The sequence below is a fragment of the Eubacterium sp. An3 genome, from assembly GCF_002159465.1.
Taxonomy (GTDB): domain Bacteria; phylum Bacillota; class Clostridia; order Lachnospirales; family Lachnospiraceae; genus Anaerobutyricum; species Anaerobutyricum stercoris.
Genome location: NZ_NFIR01000044.1, coordinates 1 through 18,087 on the forward strand (window position 1 = coordinate 1; position 18,087 = coordinate 18,087).

The 18,087-nt window shown below is 35.9% G+C and carries 16 protein-coding genes; 7 read left to right on the plus strand and 9 right to left on the minus strand.

Annotated elements, in window-relative coordinates; translation table 11 throughout:
• Nucleotides 1–68: 68 nt before the first annotated feature.
• The 8 genes from B5F87_RS18780 to B5F87_RS18815 form a co-directional block, all read right to left on the minus strand.
• Nucleotides 69–1,163 (minus strand): IS66 family transposase, encoded by a 1,095-nt coding sequence (locus B5F87_RS18780; RefSeq protein ID WP_087283812.1) that lies wholly within the window; start codon nucleotides 1,161–1,163, stop codon nucleotides 69–71.
• A 284-nt stretch (nucleotides 1,164–1,447) separates the two neighbouring features.
• On the minus strand, nucleotides 1,448–1,810 hold the full coding sequence (tnpB, locus tag B5F87_RS18785) for an IS66 family insertion sequence element accessory protein TnpB (RefSeq protein WP_087283815.1): 363 nt from the start codon (nucleotides 1,808–1,810) through the stop codon (nucleotides 1,448–1,450).
• Nucleotides 1,800–2,186 carry a transposase gene (locus B5F87_RS18790; RefSeq protein WP_087283818.1) on the minus strand — a complete coding sequence of 129 codons (387 nt, stop codon included), beginning with the start codon at nucleotides 2,184–2,186 and terminating at the stop codon, nucleotides 1,800–1,802. Before B5F87_RS18790 ends, tnpB begins: the two co-directional genes overlap by 11 nt.
• 118 nt (nucleotides 2,187–2,304) lie before the next feature.
• The gene (locus B5F87_RS18795; RefSeq protein WP_242964582.1) at nucleotides 2,305–3,510 is read right to left on the minus strand and encodes an IS256 family transposase; all 1,206 of its coding nucleotides are present in this window, start codon (nucleotides 3,508–3,510) and stop codon (nucleotides 2,305–2,307) included.
• 175 nt (nucleotides 3,511–3,685) lie between these two features.
• The gene (locus B5F87_RS18800) at nucleotides 3,686–4,423 is read right to left on the minus strand and encodes a hypothetical protein (RefSeq protein WP_087283822.1); all 738 of its coding nucleotides are present in this window, start codon (nucleotides 4,421–4,423) and stop codon (nucleotides 3,686–3,688) included.
• Complete coding sequence (locus tag B5F87_RS18805; RefSeq protein WP_087283825.1) at nucleotides 4,410–4,664, minus strand: hypothetical protein; 255 nt, start codon at nucleotides 4,662–4,664, stop codon at nucleotides 4,410–4,412. Before B5F87_RS18805 ends, B5F87_RS18800 begins: the two co-directional genes overlap by 14 nt.
• Nucleotides 4,665–4,678: 14 nt before the next feature.
• Nucleotides 4,679–5,122, minus strand: coding sequence for a hypothetical protein (locus B5F87_RS18810; RefSeq protein ID WP_087283831.1), 444 nt, complete (start codon nucleotides 5,120–5,122; stop codon nucleotides 4,679–4,681).
• Nucleotides 5,123–5,132: 10 nt separating this feature from the next.
• Complete coding sequence (locus B5F87_RS18815) at nucleotides 5,133–6,635, minus strand: MBL fold metallo-hydrolase (RefSeq protein ID WP_087283834.1); 1,503 nt, start codon at nucleotides 6,633–6,635, stop codon at nucleotides 5,133–5,135.
• Between the two features lie 566 nt (nucleotides 6,636–7,201).
• Between B5F87_RS18815 and B5F87_RS18820 the strand changes: the two genes are divergently transcribed.
• The 3 genes from B5F87_RS18820 to B5F87_RS18830 all read left to right on the plus strand — a co-directional run bounded on the left by B5F87_RS18820 (nucleotide 7,202) and on the right by B5F87_RS18830 (nucleotide 10,419).
• Nucleotides 7,202–8,122 (plus strand): tyrosine-type recombinase/integrase, encoded by a 921-nt coding sequence (locus B5F87_RS18820; RefSeq protein ID WP_087283852.1) that lies wholly within the window; start codon nucleotides 7,202–7,204, stop codon nucleotides 8,120–8,122.
• A gap of 295 nt (nucleotides 8,123–8,417) precedes the next feature.
• Nucleotides 8,418–9,413: a hypothetical protein gene (locus tag B5F87_RS18825; RefSeq protein ID WP_087283836.1), complete on the plus strand. Its 996-nt coding sequence runs from the start codon at nucleotides 8,418–8,420 to the stop codon at nucleotides 9,411–9,413.
• Between the two features lies 1 nt (nucleotide 9,414).
• Nucleotides 9,415–10,419, plus strand: a complete 1,005-nt coding sequence (locus B5F87_RS18830; RefSeq protein WP_087283839.1) for an ATP-grasp domain-containing protein — start codon at nucleotides 9,415–9,417, stop codon at nucleotides 10,417–10,419.
• A gap of 13 nt (nucleotides 10,420–10,432) precedes the next feature.
• Here B5F87_RS18830 and B5F87_RS18835 read toward each other — a convergent pair whose 3' ends face one another.
• The gene (locus B5F87_RS18835) at nucleotides 10,433–12,892 is read right to left on the minus strand and encodes a P-loop NTPase fold protein (protein WP_087283842.1); all 2,460 of its coding nucleotides are present in this window, start codon (nucleotides 12,890–12,892) and stop codon (nucleotides 10,433–10,435) included.
• Nucleotides 12,893–13,676: 784 nt separating this feature from the next.
• Between B5F87_RS18835 and B5F87_RS18840 the strand changes: the two genes are divergently transcribed.
• The 4 genes from B5F87_RS18840 (at nucleotide 13,677) to B5F87_RS18860 (ending at nucleotide 17,996) form a co-directional block, all read left to right on the plus strand.
• Nucleotides 13,677–14,342: a transposase gene (locus tag B5F87_RS18840; protein WP_242964584.1), complete on the plus strand. Its 666-nt coding sequence runs from the start codon at nucleotides 13,677–13,679 to the stop codon at nucleotides 14,340–14,342.
• 282 nt (nucleotides 14,343–14,624) lie between these two features.
• Nucleotides 14,625–15,401 (plus strand): ATP-binding protein, encoded by a 777-nt coding sequence (locus tag B5F87_RS18845; RefSeq protein ID WP_087283845.1) that lies wholly within the window; start codon nucleotides 14,625–14,627, stop codon nucleotides 15,399–15,401.
• Between the two features lie 1,043 nt (nucleotides 15,402–16,444).
• The gene (locus tag B5F87_RS21275) at nucleotides 16,445–16,708 is read left to right on the plus strand and encodes a hypothetical protein (RefSeq protein ID WP_204246100.1); all 264 of its coding nucleotides are present in this window, start codon (nucleotides 16,445–16,447) and stop codon (nucleotides 16,706–16,708) included.
• Between the two features lie 799 nt (nucleotides 16,709–17,507).
• Complete coding sequence (locus B5F87_RS18860; RefSeq protein ID WP_087283851.1) at nucleotides 17,508–17,996, plus strand: metallophosphoesterase; 489 nt, start codon at nucleotides 17,508–17,510, stop codon at nucleotides 17,994–17,996.
• Nucleotides 17,997–18,087: the final 91 nt, after the last annotated feature.

Consider the following 18,087-nt stretch of genomic DNA (forward strand, 5'->3'; position numbering starts at 1 on the left):
AATTAGTTACATTTTCATTGTAAAGGAGTACTATCGTTATTCAAGAAATATACTGTAAAAAGCAACATTTATGCCACATGAAGACTTACTTCTGGGATAATAATACTTCTGGGATAATGAACCCAGCAGCCTGCGATCCGCAGATCCTCGCGTTCCTTTTCCACTTTGTGGTAGACCTGATATCCATCCGTTACACAAATTCCGGAATAGTCCTTCAGGAATTCCCTTGGATGGGAGCTGTTGCGAGTTTTATGATAATCGTACAGGACGATCTGTTTGTCTTTGTACAGATGTCCGGAGCGATATACCCACATATAGCTCTTGGATCCGGCAGGACGACCATCTCGATGTACCAAAACAGGCGTTTCATCTGCCTGAATCACATGGTAATCATACAGCTTTTGATGGAGATAATCGTACAGGATTGCCAGGTAGCTTTCACCCAGTCGGATCATCCAGTTGGCCATGTTTTGACGTGTGATGTTAAGACCATAGCGGGAAAACTCCTGTTCCAGACGATAGAGCGGAACAGCATTCACATACTTGCCATTCATAATCGCTGCAGCAAGTGTTGGAGATACCAGACTTCCGTGAAGTAATGCCTGTGGATGGTCTGCTTTTATAATTCGTCCGTCTTTCTTGCTGGCATACACACCGACATGATGCTCATCTACTTCAACCTTTGCAGGAATAAAACGGTAGCGTTTGGAAATCGCATCTGGAAGCTGCTTCCAGCCATTTTTTCCAAACTCAGCCACCAATTCTTCCTCGGTCATGTAATGAGTGATAATGTTTACCGGAAGACCTGACAGATCAGCATTCTTCTTACCAACAGACTTTGGCTTACGAGCTGGTTTTGGTTCCAAAGTTTCAGGCTCTTTGGCATCCAGATCAGATACTGCTTCTGCTTCGTTGAAGAAAACAATGGTTCCATCTATTTCCATGAAACAGATCTGATTGGCATCAGTCATGTTCTCAGAAGATCTGCCGAATCTGTTCTTATTGGAAAGAGTGATCTGCTCAATGAGGAGTTCCATTTTTCTGTTTAGATCCTGGACTTCACCAGCAAGCTTATCGTTTTGTTCCTGAAGCTGGAGAAATAACTCTACGATAAAAGACTTATCCAATGTATTCAGTTGTTCTTCAGTGAATTTAAATGCCATCGTTCCGTCTCCCTTTTATTTCTGAAGTCATTATAGCAGAAAACAGGAGTTTGGGCGAATTCACCACGTATTGTTATTCGTCATTTTGACGGTGGATAACAATCATAAATATCTCAGAATTCATGAGATACCTATGACTGTTATCCACAGACTCTGCAAAGGATTTTTCTTTCGTGCAAGAATTACTTTAGCAGAAAATATTTTTGTGGATAACTATTCAAAAAATATTTTGTATCGTTTTCAAGTGTAAAAAACAGAAATTTTATTTTCTACGAATTGCACAATTACATTGTTTTGGGAGGATCTGTCAGTTCCTCAATTGGACGTTTGGCAACGATTTCCAGTCCCTGCATCAGCCTGTGATATTGTTCGGGAGTAACTTCCATGGCTTCTTCTTTGGTGCGTGGCCAACTGAATCCACCGATATTTAATCGCTTGTAAAGGAGCAGGAAGCCATCTCCTTCCCAGAGGAGTCCTTTAATTCTATCGGTGCGTTTACCACAGAAAAGAAACAGGATGTTTTTCTGGAAAGGATCCAGTTCGAATTGATATTTAATAGTGGATGCCAGGCCGTCAATTCCACGCCTTAAATCGGTGTAGCCTGTTGCGATAAAAATCTTGTCAAAACCGGTTGCATCATTCAGCATGAAAAAGGCCTCCGATCCTGCTTAGAAGTTCCGCAGAAGCAGTGTTTGAAATCTCTATCGAAAAGGAGTCCTTTCGAATGATCACATCTGGTCTGAATACAGCTGATGATCCAGCGGATTGTTCAGGTAACCTTAATTCAACAAAATCAACCGACGGCTCTGCAGGAATACTTACGGATTTGACTGCTGGCGGCGAAGAAGATTCTATTGTAGAGATATAAGCCTCTTCACGTAGCCGACGTTGCCAATAAAAGAATGACTTGTCAGAAATACCATGTTCTCTACACCAGGCGGTTTTATTCATTCCGCTAGCCAGGCATTCTTTTATGATCTTAGTCCATTGTTCGCAGCGGACTTTATGAGTAATTTTATCCATGAGTGCGATAACCCTCCCTGAAAAATCTTAGATTTTATAAAGGGATTATCTCATAAAAACTAGCATTTGACACGGTACTTGCTATTATGCGTTTACGCCTGTCTTAACCTGTATATTTTTAGTCCGGCAATCTGCCTTCGTACATAATGCTCAACTCCCCATAGACCTGTGCCCAGTTTCGGATGGTAGTAGTCCATCTTTTTGTGGCTTCAAAGGTGGCCAGATACATCGCCTTCAGCAGAGCGGTATCACTTGGAAATACGCTTCTCTGCTTATTTAACCTCCGATATGTAGAATTTAGTGATTCTATGGCATTTGTAGTATAGATCACCTTCCGGACGATTGCTGAAAATTTGAAAATGGGAGAAATCGCATCCCAGTTGTCTTTCCAGCGTTTCATGGAATTCGGATATTTCGGAGTCCATTTTTCTGTTACCCTCTCAAGGGCAGCTAATGCTTTCTTCTCATCTGAAGCCTGATAGATCGTTTTCAGATCGGCTGCAAACGCTTTTCTGTCTTTATCTGGAACATACTTTAACGTACTTCTTACCTGATGTACAATACAGCGCTGATATTCTGTTTTGGGAAATGTAGCTGCTATGGCTTCTTTGATCCCGCTCAGGCCATCTGCACAAAGGATCAGGATATCCCTTACCCCATGGTTTTTCAGCTCATTCAGGACAGACAGCCAGTATTTAGAGCTTTCGTTATCCCCAACCTGGATTGTAAGGACTTCTTTCTTACCTTCTGTATTGATTCCTAAAATCACATAGGCTGCCAGTTTTCGTATCACACCATTATCTCGTACGGAATAGTGTATCGCATCGATGAAAAGGATAGGATATATCTCATCTAGAGGACGGTTCTGCCAGTCCTTTATCTGTGGAAGGATCTTATCTGTCACATCAGAAATAAATCCTTCGGAAGTTTCAAAGCCATAAATATCTTCCATCGTTTCAGAGATCTGCCGGGTAGTCATTCCTTTGGCGTACATGGAAATGATCTTCTGGTCGATATCCGAGATATCTTTCTGACGTTTTTTGACTACCTGGGGATTGAAAGTTGATTTACGATCCTGCGGAACTTCAATCTCCATAGAACCGTAGCTGCTGTTTATCCGTTTACGTTTGTAACCATTCCGGTAATCATCATTATCGGAATGTTCAGATTTTTCGTATCCGAGATGATCATCCATTTCCGCTTTCATCAGTTCTTTAATGGTTCCACCAAGCAGATCTTTCAGGGCTTCCTGAATGTCAGCAGCTGTCTGGATATCGTATTCTTCCAGTAACTGGTGGGTAATGTTGCGTTTGCCCTCGGTCATTTATACCCGATGTATAGGTTTCTTTTGTTTTGCCATAATAAAAGGGCCTCCTATGAATTAGATTTTACCATAGAAGGACCTTTCAGTTACATATTTACAGAAAAAGTTTCACACCGCCTCTTTCAGGAATCCACGGTCCGTGTCATCCAGATGTTTCTGATCACATAGTGTAGACTTACCTCTTTTCTAATTCTTGCATAGATACATCTATATTTTCTGTAATACTGATAATTTGTGCAAAACAGTATCGATTGCAGAATTTTTCCAACTCATTATAAATATTCTGACAAAGATTCATATAACTTCCGGGACGGTCTTCTCTTTGAATTTCTGCTCCATTCATACGCATATTTAAAACTACACTTTTTATTTTGTGCAGCAAAATTTGTAGCTGATTTTTAAAATCTGTTTGAAAAATATAATTTTGAACCACATAGACACATGCGTACTTAAATTGAGAAACATCACAACAAAAACAGTGCTGAAGAAGAAGAACCCAGTTGTCTGGAAGCTGACCATTTGTTGAGGTGCATATATTCGAAATTTCTTCTTTTTCAGAGTCAGATAAAGAACCAAATTCCTTATTTTCATCTAAAAAATACCAAACTTCTAATATTCCACAAATTTTTTGCCAAAAATATACAATGGCATCTTTTTCAGCTCTTTGTAAATGTTCTTCAAAATTGGCACTTTGACATATGATTTCATAAGCACTATGTTCTTGATATATTTTCCTGTAATGAAACCAACTGTCCCGATAATTATTTTCGCTACTGTGAGGATATTGAAAATCAAAAGCTTGATACCATTTTAAAATATCTTTTCGAAACTGCATAAATAATATGATCTTATCACAATATGTTAGTTTTATTCGATTCAATTCTGAATCTGAAATATATTTATCTGATAACATAATCTATCCCCAGTTTTTTTCCACATTCTGTAAGTAAATCTGAAACATATTTATTAGAGGGGCATATAGTTTTACTTTCAGTATTTTCCTTTAGATCCATATGTCCGCCTAATTCATGACTTCGTAATGAACAATTGCGTTTTTGCTTGTGTTCTCCTCCTAGCCAGTTCTTCAATGTTCTAACTTGTTTTTGCTTTTCTGATACTTCATTTGTTATCGGTTCGATTAATATTTCTGACATGTTTGAGCCTCTTTCTATGAAATGTTTTTAATATTATTGAAAGCTTCTTCTTCTTTTCTTACGTTTCGTATAAAGTTTTCAAAAACTTTTTTTGTTAATTCTTGTTTCTTCTTGTTTTCATCAAGATATAAATGTTCTCGAATAAATTCATTTGGATTTTCGATTCGATTCTGAATACATTTTTCAAATTCTTCTTGAATATTTTGGATGGTTTTTTGTTTTAAGGATTGTACCAAATAAATTAATTGAGCATTTATTTCTTCTTCTGTATATTCATTCATGTCAACTCCATTATATAGTTGATCATAGAAGTCGAGGCACCTTTCCAATCTATTTGCACATTCTGTGTAGTCGTTTGTTCTGTCGTCCAGACAGTAATTTTCTAAAACCATACATCCTATACTTGCTATATACAAATATTCGTTTATCAACTCAAATAAAAATTCTTCTTTTTTCATGATTTTTCCTTCAATAATAACATTCTTTGCATAAAAAATCTACTTTATCGTGTAATCCATCTGGTTTTTTTACTATAATATTATTTGAGTATTTTCCACATTTTGAACACTTTAATGTCAAGTTCAATAAGTCAACGATCAATCCCAATTCTGCAGGGAAAACAGAGATGTCATTTAATCCTTTTTCTTTCAATTCTGTGTATAATTGAGAGACGATGTCAAATCTGATATCACTTTTGCCGTTCCAGAACTCTGAAAGGAAATATAGTTTTGGGTATTGGTGATATCGAGTAAAACATTTATTGATTAATTGATAACATCCATAATATCCCAGATGGTTATTTTTTTCCCGAACAAGCATGTAATCATCTTCATAGATACCGCTGATATTAGCAATCAATATATCTGCATTTTCTATTTGTTCCACTAATTCAGGAAAATATCTTGTATCTGATGTGTATACAATGTTGCAATTTAAAGAATCTTGTTGAATCCTAAAACGGCATCCAAAGGTATGGGTCTTATATTTTGCTGACGTGTGATCATAAATATGTTCTGTTTTGAATACAAACATTTTGATATTTTTGCTAATGTCTAGACCGGAGGACAAAGAAAATTCCTCATCTTGTATATGACGTACCATTTTAACAGGATCAATCCAATAAAGCTCATTTGCCTCTTGCTGAAAGCCGCTATTATTATCTTGTAATATTCGGGCCATTTTATAGGATACTTCATCCATATACCATTTTATTTTGTGTTCTTTACCTTCAGTCGTTCCATACCTGCTAAGGGTAAAATGAATGTCTTCTAACAGTCTCATATCATTATTGTGATCAATATGTTCATGAGTAATTACTACCACATCAATGTCCAGAACAGATAAACCATAGTGGTGTAGGTTTCTTACAAAATGATATCCGGGATCAATAACTATTCCGCATCCATTCCAACGAAAATAAATCCCGCCTCCATCAAAATCTTCTGTGTCAAAAATACTGTTTAACATAGAAGGAGTAGATGAACTCATTCCTTTTAATATAATTAGTTTGTTGTCAATATTGTATCGGTTCCTTTTGGTATGGTTTATGTATATTTCCGATAAACTGACCGATGATTCTAAATGTTTTCTTATTTTTTCAGGAAGTATTCTCATTGGAAAGTATTTTTTATTTCTTTTTTCTTCATTTACTACTTCATCAAAGAAAAGACTTCCTATCTCTTGCCAAAAATAGGATTGACACTTTTCGCACACATAACATTTATTACATATAATATTTTCAAGTTCTTTTTTCGTGTCTTCCCAATATAATTTTGCTTGATCCTTATCTTTCATATATATGCTTATAAAATCAAGTGTTTTCTTTATAGGATTGTCTAAATCAGTTTTCAAATGCTTATGAAAGCCTGAAATAGTGTTCAAGGATTTATCAAGATTGGACAAGCCATTTTTTTCTAAACAGCAGATTATATACCGCAATAATGGAGTTAGCGTAGTTTCGTTTTTTTGCACAGTCCTATCCCCCTCTGATATCTGTCAATTACAAATAAAAAATCCCGGTTATCCAAACCGAGATTTTGTAGTATTCCCTTCGCCTTGGTTAGCCATTATTATTAAAAATATATATTCTCCACATATATTTGATTTTTCCGTGTCACATCAATTTCAAATTTATTTTTTATATTTTATATGATTATTTAAATGTTGTCAATATGAAATAATATATTATGAATTAGTGCAAGCTTTAGGAGGAAAGAATCAGGATAGAGCATAAAAAATCTTCATCCACCATATCAGTTCATTATAATAATCTTAGATTTTTGTCTTGACAACTGAGCCACTATACACCTTTTCGATTTACAGAGACCAACTGCCAAGTTCTATTCAATTATCAGGGAGTTTTGCTCATCTCTGTTTATGTTTGCCAAATAGCTCTTTATAATTTATGCATTGTTTTTATAATCGTACAAATAAAACAGATATTTTTCTTTATAAATTCTCAATTATCCATATTAAGAGGAAAGTGATGAAAGCAGAATTCTATGGTACACTACCAAAAAAGTATGGAGGACAAGAAGATGAATCATACGGAACAAGTTGGGAAATATCTAGAGTATTGTGAGTTTATAAAAGGATTAGACAGGAATACACTAAAAGCATATAGGATTGATTTGAAGCAATTCTTCAAATATGTAATGGAAGATATTCCTGGAAAAGAGAAGATAGAAGACTATATAACCGAGTTACATAAAAAATTTAAACAGAAGACAATTAAACGTAAGATTGCGTCAGTTAAAGCGTATTATAATTATCTTGAGGAAAAGGAAATTATTAGTGACAATCCTTTTAGAAAAATCAAAATAAAATTTAAAGAGACGATGATTCTTCCGAGAATTATTCCTCGAGAAGAGATTGAGCAGCTTCTCAATTATATATATGCACAAGAAGATAAAAGTAATATAAAAACATATAAGTATTGGTTAAGAGATATAGCTGTAATAGAAACCCTTTTTGCTACTGGAGCCAGAGTTTATGAAATATCAAACATTAGAGAAGATAATGTTAACTTAAATACAGGACTTATAAAAATTATGGGAAAGGGTGGAAAGGAAAGGTATATACAGATTGCCTCATTTGAAATTCTAGGTATCCTTAAGAATTATTATAAAGAAAACAAAGAAGAAATCAAACAGAGTGGTTTTTTCTTTGTGAATAATCGCGGTTGTAGATATACGGAACAATCGATAAGACTGATGTTGAAAAAATATACAAAATTAGCTGGTATTGAAAGGAATATAACTCCTCATATGTTTCGACATTCATTTGCAACTTACTTAATTGAGGAAGGCGTAGATATTAGCTGTGTACAGCGGATATTAGGACATAGTTCGATTAAAACAACTCAGATATATATACACGTAGCTGCAAAGAAGCAGGCAGAAATTTTAAGAGAAATGCATCCTAGAAATCGGATGAGTATACTTAGATTGACAGCATAGTTGTCACCTTATGATATTGTAGTGAAAAAGCGGGCCGGCATTACCATTGGCGGTTTTTTTAGTATGTAAAAAATAAATGTGGAAAAATTAAATTGAATAATTGAATTTGATATAGATAATTTAGAAAAAATATATGGAAAGAAGTAGATAGTTTTGATATAATAAATTAAATAATAGGAAAAATATTGAAAAAGGTTTAAATGATAATACCTTATTATCCTAGAGTTCTATCCATTAATACTGAATGTATATTTTAAAACTCTAATCATATCATATTATAGAGAGGAATTTGCATATGGATAAAAATGTGGTTTTAATTGCGGACAGGGTTGCTGATTTCGATAATATAACTATCCATAATCGAGATCTTGAATGTATACCTCCTACATACTTCAAGCAAATTTATGATGGGCTATCAAAAATTAGCCCTCAGGTAACCTGCTATAATTCTCCAAAAAATTTTTGCCGTAATTTAGATAAACATAAAAATGATGTGGTTTTGTCTATCTGGTCCGGCATAGGCAGTAAATTTAGAAAAGGGTTGATTCCATCTATATGCGAAGCAAACGATATTTGCTATGTAGGTGCAGATCCATACGTACACATTCTTTGCCAAGATAAATTTATGACTAAAGTACTTGCGTCACAGTTCGGTCTAATTAGTGCCAAGAGTATTTTATATTATACGGAAAAAGATATACCAGGTATTTATCAATTACAGCTTCCGATAGTTGTAAAACCTAATTTTGAGGGCGGCTCAAATGGTATTTCTCAAAAGAATTTAGTGAACCGATATGAGGATGCAATTTCTCTGACTAAGGAACTGTCCAGATGTTTTCAACAGCCAATACTGCTTGAGGAATACATCGAAGGAATGGAGATATCTACTAGTATTATTGGAACATATAATGAGATAGACTTGATGGATGCATCGCAGTTAATTATTGGTGAAGAAGATTACTATACGGCTACCTTATACGGATTTGAGGCAAAAGTGCAAGAACCTGAGAACAGAAAGTTAGTGCCCGGTTCAAAATTTCTGACATCTGATTTGAAAAAAAGTTTTGAACAGCTCTTTTATCAGATAGGCAAGACAGAAGTTCTGCGAATCGATGGACGCATCGATAAAAATGGGGACTTCCGTCTAATTGAACTGACTCCAGACGCATATTTGGGGAAACGAGGAAGTACCACATTTTGTGCAGCGCAACATAATATTTCCTATGAGCAGATGTTAGAGCTTATTCTACAAAATGCAGTCAAAGGATATCTAAGAAATAGGAGAAATTGAAATGAAAATATGTATTGTCGGTGAATATAGAGAACAATTTCCAAGCAGGCTTCAAGAGAGAAATTTCAATCCTCATCCAAGCTATTCCAACATTATAGATATTCAGAAAGCTTGCGAAGAAAACGGATTTGACTGCATATATTATGGAGGAGTATACGAACTAATACATGCCGTGGATTGCAAAGAACACTTTGATTCAAATACTTTATTTCTCAATATTTCTGATGGATTGACACAGTCCTACTGTCGCATCCAGGCACCAGTTCTGTTGGATCTTATGGGGGTAAAGTATACCGGCTCATCACCTTTTGCTGTTGGCCTAATGAATAACAAACACTATACAAAACTAGCTTTGAACAAAATCAAGTGTAGTGAACTCTTGCTTCCCAAAGATTTGCTACTGAATAACAAACGAATCCCTTCTGCGGAAGAAATGGAGCAGATTGGTTATCCTATGATTATTAAACCCAACAATGATGGATTTTCTATGGGGATTGAAAGTAACAGTGTAGTGCATTCTTATTTAATGGCTGAGGAAAAAATAATCAGTCTTCAAAAAGATTATACTGAAATATTGGTAGAAGAATATATTCCTGGAATGGATGTTAGCGTATTCCTTATAGGAAACGCGTCCCATATAACTATCAATGAAGCTATTGTATATAAAACGTATGGAAATTTTTATCAGGAGACAGCTGTAAGAGATATCTATGCAAAAGCCCATAAACTTTCTGCAAAATATCCTGCAGCAGAGTATCTGTCACAGGATATTCTGCAAACATTAAAAAAAATATCTACTCAAATTTTCGAATTACTCCATGCACATGATATTGCACGAATTGATTACCGCATAACTTCAGATAATAGGATCTACTTTCTGGAAATCAATCCGAATCCGGTATTATCCGCTACTTCAGATGCGCACATAGTATGCCAAAACTTGAATATTTCCTACTCTGATTTAATACTACTGTACATTAATGCAGCGCTAGAACGATATAAATAATGCCCATTTTTATTCAATCATGGCTTAATGTAATAACCCATGGTTCAAAATCCAATCGTGTATAATATATATTCGACTGCATAGCTTTGGAATAATCTATTTTGGTATCACTTAGCTGATTATTTAAAATTGCACCACGATACTCGCTGATTGTACCAGTAATATAGGGGATACACTTTCCCAAGCATTCTAGTGCACACGTGTTTTCTTTGTATTCCAAATATGAAATACAAAGATTAATTGACAATTTTCGTATGATATTTAAATCGGAAATATCCTGTGTGTTCAAATAATTCTCTAATTGGTACATATATTTTCGGCATTGCTCTTCGTTCCGGAGCATCCGATAGCAAGTCATCAAGTGTACTTTTATGGCCAGTCCGGCATAGATTGATTGATTTACATATTTTCCTTCTGTTAAATACTCGACAGCCTGTGCATAATTTCCCTTAAACATTTCACACACCGCCATGTTATTTAATGGATACGAGGCTTCATGAAATTTCGTATCAGATAAAATCTGGTACGAAATTTTAAATTTCTCATATGCATCATTCAGATGGCAAGTTCGAAACAGTTCCAGTCCATAATTATTGTGAACATATGCTTCATCAACTAGAGAACCTTGCTCCATAGAAATATCTAAAGCTAATTCGAAAAACTTACGCGCCTTTGTTCCAGTATAAAACTGATTGCAATTTCTCAGCAAATAACATACTGAAAGCATATTCTTCTCTGTGTCCGTAAGATTCAATGCTATGCTGTCGAATATTTCTTTGGCCTTTTCTTTCCCAGTAGGCGTTTCAAGTAAGGCCAGATGTTTTAAGTTGAGAATGAGGATCTGAGTTTCACGATCCTGCACATGTTTCAATGCAGTGTCATATGCTTCAATTGCTTCTTCTTTACACATGAGTATATTTTCAACTTTTCCCAACAGAATATAATAGTGGCATAATGTAGAATCATCTTTCGAGTCAATAGCATTATTCTTCAACATAATTTTTGCATTCAAATAATCACCTGTCTCATAAAAGGTTTCTCCCAAAACAATGATTTTTTCGGTAGTCAATGGCATATTTGCCTTTATAATACGTTTAAAAATTGGGACGGCATCAAAGAACTTTTTTTGAAAATATTTCTGATATCCATACTGATAGTTTTCTTCGCGCCAAAAAGAGGTCTGAGCAATAAATGCGTGCTGAATTTTCAAATAATCCGCATCCTGTATTTGAGTACAAGTATTTTCTGCTAAAAAATCATAAAAATAATGGCTTATCAAAGGTCTGGTGATGTCATCTTCGCAAAGCATCTGCATACCAAAGAAGATCTTATCATGTGAAAAGCTTATTTTTTGATTTATTTCTCCAGTATTTTCAAATATATTTTTTGCTATTAGTCCTTGAAGTAAATTGTTTATCACAATTGGTGACCACAGATTTCCTCCAAACAGATGATCGTGTATGTAAATCGCACATTTTTGAAGTACATTAAGTTCAGCTGAACCTCCGAAACCTAGTAAAACAAGTATTATAAACCTTTCATTTTCATTAAAATCTGCATAGGATAATTCAATAGTTCCTTCTAGCAAAAATTTTTTCAACATACCCGAATCAATTTTTGCCCGAGTATACGCAGACTTAGGTAAATAAATACCATCATTTATGTAAAGTTTTCTAATTAGACTTTTCAGTCTTTCCGGATTTCCGGAACAAAGGGTGAATATATCGGGTATAATATCTACAATTGTATCCAATTCAAAAACACTATCCAGTATAGTATAAAAATATTTTACATTATCCAAAGAATTTATTTTCATTCTTCTTATGGGCAACTGCTCCGTCAAAAGAATCTGGATATCTGTTCTTTCTTTCAGCACGTCACTGGTAGTCACTAAAATCACTTTAAAATTAGAAGTGCCTATGTAATGATAAAATAACTGCGAAAGCAGCGTAAGTGATTTTTTATCGCAATATGTAAAATTGTCTATAACAATGCACAAATTTCGTGAATTTATAGTTTTTTTGATATAAGATTCTACTATTTTCAGACTAGTTGATTTTTCTTCGCTTTCGGATACGAAAACAACATTGCTGTCATAAAGAATGTCAAAAAACCAGTCAAGCCCCTGCGTTTTCAGTTTTATCAATTCAAAAATGGACTTTTTGGCTACGTCCCATACAGAAGTATAGTTTTCCATTATGAAATTTAATAATTTTGCGTCTGAAAACTCTTGAAGCTTCTGAATAATTTCATTTAAACAATTGTTCTTTTCTGGCTCTGTGCTCAAATTGATATAAAGAGGTTGAAACCTAGCATCAGTTAGCAATTTTTTTTTGATAAAAAAACTTTTGCCGACACCGCTTTCACCATCAATCCAAAGGTAGTTTTCAGAAGAAGTGATAAAATTCATCAGTGTTTGCTGTTGTTTTATACGATCAACAAAATCAAAATTGAATATATCTCGGTTATCCATGATACGATTCCTTCCATTATAATACAGGATAATAAGGTATTATCTATAAATTGTAGGGAAATGATAGATAGTATATATCTTAAAAAATATAGTCATATATGAGATAATAGATTTAACTCTAATGAGTGGGTATTGATGATTTCAAACTCAACTTTTGACACTATCATATAGAAATCAGATATATATTTAATATTAGCACATTAAATAAAAATAATATTTAGATGCAAGTATTATACTTTATTTCATTTTTATAGGTATTGATTACATCTTGGGCCTATGGCGTCAATAATGTCAATTGTTCATTGCTCATATTTATATACAAAAATATTCCAGGATAGATATTTAAAAATGTTGGAGCCGTGGACTTTCGCCATTTCAGCTATGATGTATCCCACAGCACATGTATTGACTACTGCCGGTATTGTATAAAAGAGCTAGTTTTTTCTGCCCTCTGTAAATGGCCAGATGGAATTCTTACTTAAATTGTTTGATAAGCTGCATTGGATATCCTCCAGATGTGTATGTAGTTATGTCTTTCGGTTTTGGGCATATTTCACCACTTTATCTAGAGTATTATTATCGGATGTTGCTTTTCCAATCAATCAAAGATGATTATTCCGGGGCTCTTTGAGCCACCTGTCCGGACTTTGAGAGCCACCATTCCGGAGAACGAGAGCCATATATTCCGGTAATTCAGAGCCACATTAGGCTCTATTACATAGATTTCCTTTATACTGTAAGAGCACATCGTCAGATGTGAATACAGTTAAAGGAGGTCACCATTATGACCAAATATCGAGAAATCCTTCGTCTAAAAAGCTTAGGATTTAGTGAACGGAACATCGCACACAGTTTCGGCGTATCCCGTAACACAGTTGCCAAAGTCGTCAAACGGGCTGCGAAAATAAATCTTTCCTGGCCACTGGATTATGACATGACCGACAGTGTACTGGAGGAAATGCTTTTTCCTAAAGTGAAATCAGCAACCAATAGAAGGATGCCTGATTATGACTACATCCGCAGGGAGCTCCTGCGTAATGGAGTCAACAAGAAACTCCTATGGGTAGAATACTGTGAGGAATGTCGCATGAATAATGAAGAACCTCTCATGTATTCCCAGTTCTGCTACTACATCCAAAAAGATGAAGAAAAGCGCAGGGCAACCATGCACATCCCACAGAAACCGGGTGAGCAGGTTGAAGTAGATTGGGCCGGTGATCCGGCATGGCTCATCGATCCAGACACCGGTGAAATCACGGAGACATGGATATTTGTAGGAGTCCTTACTTACAGCCAGTATGCCTTTGTAAAGGCATACCTGAACCAGAAGACAGACAACTGGATCAAAGCTCATATCCAGATGTTTGAATTCTTCGGCGGAGTTACACCGATGCTTATTTCTGATAACTGTTCTACGGCAGTGAATCATTCGAAAAGCGAAGGTGGTTGATGCAATCCTGACTTCCGGCAGGGTAGAACAGCAGACCTACAGAAGCTGTATGGGGCTGCTGAAGCTGGCTGAGAAGCATTCTCCCGCAAAACTGGAAGGGACATGTAATAGAGCACTTCTGTATTCCGGGGCACTCAGTTATAAAAGTATCAAAAATCTATTAGCTGCCATGAAAGAGGATTTCCAATACGTATCCCAGAATCCGGGATCTTCTTCATCAGAGACACAAGCACAGACACATGGCATTACCAGAGGTACCAAATACTACGGAGGTAAAAGATCATGACCAATCAGAGTACCATTGATAAACTTATCGAGATGCGCCTGTCATCCATGGCGGATGCCTTTCGGATCCAGATAGATGATTCAACGATGAAGGAAGTCCCGTTTGAAGAACGCTTCGGCATGCTGGTTGATGTTAAATATACCAGTCGTAAAAATAACCGCCTGAAAAGGCTGATCCGTCAGGCAGAACTGGAGCAGCCCGATGACAGCATCGCAGCCATCGACTATCAATCTGGCCGGAAACTGAAAAAAGCTTTGATCAGCCGTCTGGCAACTTGTGAATATATCTTAGAGTACCGCAACATTTTTATTACCGGCGTCACCGGAAGTGGTAAGACTTATCTGGCATGCGCTTTTGGTATGGAGGCATGTAAACACTATTACACTGTAAAATATGTCCGTCTTCCGGATTTGTTGCTGGATCTACGGGCAGCCAGGGATTCCGGTACTTTTGCCAGTGTATTAAAGAAATACACCAAGCCAGTCCTGCTGATTATTGATGAATGGCTCCTGCTCAAACCGACCGAGTCCGAAACCAGAAATCTTTTCGAGCTGATTCACAAACGCAGGAAAAAGTCATCGACCATCTTCTGCTCCCAGTTCCGGGAAAGCGAGTGGTACCAGCAGATCTGCAGCGGTGAGAGCACTCTTGCAGATGCCATCATGGATCGTATGTCTTACGATTCATATAAAATCAACATTGAGAGCATCGATCCATCAAGAGACCTTTCCATGAGAGAGGTATATGGCTTGGCTCCTGCTCAGGCTGAGTAACTATCAACAGGTGGCTCTCGCCACACCGGATTGGCGGCTCCGCCGCACCGTAATATTCATCAAATAAACTGTCTATGACTGATTGGAACTCCTGGAGGCTATATTTTTTACGTTGTTTAAAAATATACCTGCATTCTTTATAGTATCTTTCGTGTATAAACAGTTTATTATACTGCTCACAATGCTGTGCAAGTGGTACATGAATCTGACTGCGGACAGTGAGATTGTCAACAGTCGAGAGGTCCATAGCCGTATGATTGTGTTCGATCATAGTAGCAATTGGGAACATCTCTGGCGTGATCTGGGTATAGGATACATCATGGACGGATTTTGTAGGCAGTGAAGGTGACTATGGAAGGATGTATGGCTGGAGATGTGATTTCAAGTACTGGGTTCTGCAGAGGGGAGAATCCATATAATTTGATGGAAAATACTGGTTCAAATACCACATAAATGGATATCTGCACTTTGTAGACAGTTAGTGGTTGGAGCCAACGGACAAAATTCTTATAAGAAAAAATCCCTGCCAGTCTTTTCAAAAACTGGGAAAGCTGATTGACTATGACCTAGATTTCCTACCTGATTCCATTGGGAAAAACATAACAGTGGGAGAACTGGTAAAAAGGTATTTCTCAATGAAAATGGGGGAGTAAAGACGAACGCCTTGGCATACTACAAATTTGTGAAGGACCTTAGAAAAAAGGGGACATTTAATGGAAAGAAGATTTCCTAGGCAAAATATAAGACGCAAAGTTGTTCTTAATCAAGATCTATAAGAATGGCATACAGCATGATCAAGACGGTTTGGGGTGCGCTACGGCCCGCTTTTCAGATGCGATGTAGAAAGATACTCTCCACAAAAATAGTAGTAGTCAATGACAACGTGACCAAGGAAGCTCTTATCCAGAAAGCGTATGAGGCTGTTCTTGAAATTTGTCCATGACGATAACGTATACTGTAAGTATTACGAAGTTGTTTATATCATTCTCCATACAGGCGAGTGTATCTTAGAATTTTGCAGATTGATACTGGAAGATCTAAATATGAAGAAACAGATTATTAATATTGACTATCAGCCACAAAGAACTTCCAATATACGGCTGGTTATAGAGTCAACGGAAATCAATACCGGAATCAGAAAGTTACTTATGTCCAAAGATGTGTTCCGGTGCTTCCAGAATATCTTTGAGGATTGTGAAGCACCAAGGTATGAGAGAGCGATGGACGGATGCACAGGATTTCTATTTACAGACAAAAAGGGACTTCCGCTGGTGGTGATATATTGGGGTATTGGTTTAACCATATGATAAAACAGTACAACGATATTTACTGGGTTCAGATGCTAAATATCATTGCATATCTACCGGCATACTTACTGCAGTAATATGGCGAAATCAGGTATGAATCCAAAGACGCTTCAGTATCTGATGGATATAGTGATATTGGGAAAACACTGGACATCTATGCCCATCTGGTACTAGAGGACTTGGTGGACGATTTAAGGAGGGGAAAGAATAGGAGAATGCCAGAAAGGAACAGTTTCACAGAAAAGTTCCAGACAATATAATATGGGAAGAATGTAGAGGCGTTGTTTTTGCAGGATATTTGATAATTTAATGCTAGAAAATATAGTGGTGTATGTCTTTCTAAGATTTGCTATTAGGAAATGTTGCAGTAGTGATACATCCTCCATTTTTACCACTTTTGGCGGTCTGAATATACCACATTTTGCTGCATTTTATTTATTCTGTGATTGTTGTAATAATTTCAGAGTCAACTATATACTCGACAAATCAGGGCGGGAAAGGAGAAGAGACTACCCTTTTATTACTACTGAGAAAAGAACTTTTTTGCAGATAGTTGATTATTTTCTGCTTTTACTCTTATGTTTATTCAACAAATATGATATACTTTTTAATTATGAAATGTAAAATATGATAGACGTAGAAATGCTATTGATTGAATTGCTTATATTTAAATTTGAGTACATTTTTTTGATTCTGCATTAGTATTGTTGTCAGTCATCTTTACTGGAGTTTTTTATAAGCATTATTAAGTTACTTTTTGAATTTTAGAGTAAACTAAAGAAAAGGAGAGAATCATTTTATGAGACGAGATGCTAATTCTTTTTATATTTTACAAGTATCGGATTTCCATATTTCTGAAGAGTCAAAGGATAGTGCTAAAAATGCATTAAAAGCGGTAACGAGTAAAATTAATGAAATGAATATTAATATAAGATACCTAATTCATACAGGGGATATAATCAATTCTAAAGATATCGAACAAAAAATAGAGAAACAGTATGGATCAGGCATAGAAGATGAAGAATATGATAAGCGACTAGATGAAATTGTGAAACAAAGGTTTGAAATTGCGAAAGAGATAATGGAGGAATTTAAGAAAGACCTAGATGTTATGCAAAAGAATATTGTTATATGTTGTGGGAATCATGACAAGGTTCGATATAAGACAAGGAAAAAAGATGCATTTAAGCCTTTTCAAGAATTTCTGAAAAATGTTTGCAGTCACATAGAACTTACAAAACCCCATAAATTAGATGATTTAAATGATGTTGGGGTCGAAACTATATAATTAGTTGTGCCCTGTACCTATAGTACCTTGAAAAATTCATATTTTGTAGTATTATGCTGGGATTTCTGGCATATATGCCGGGTATTTCCCT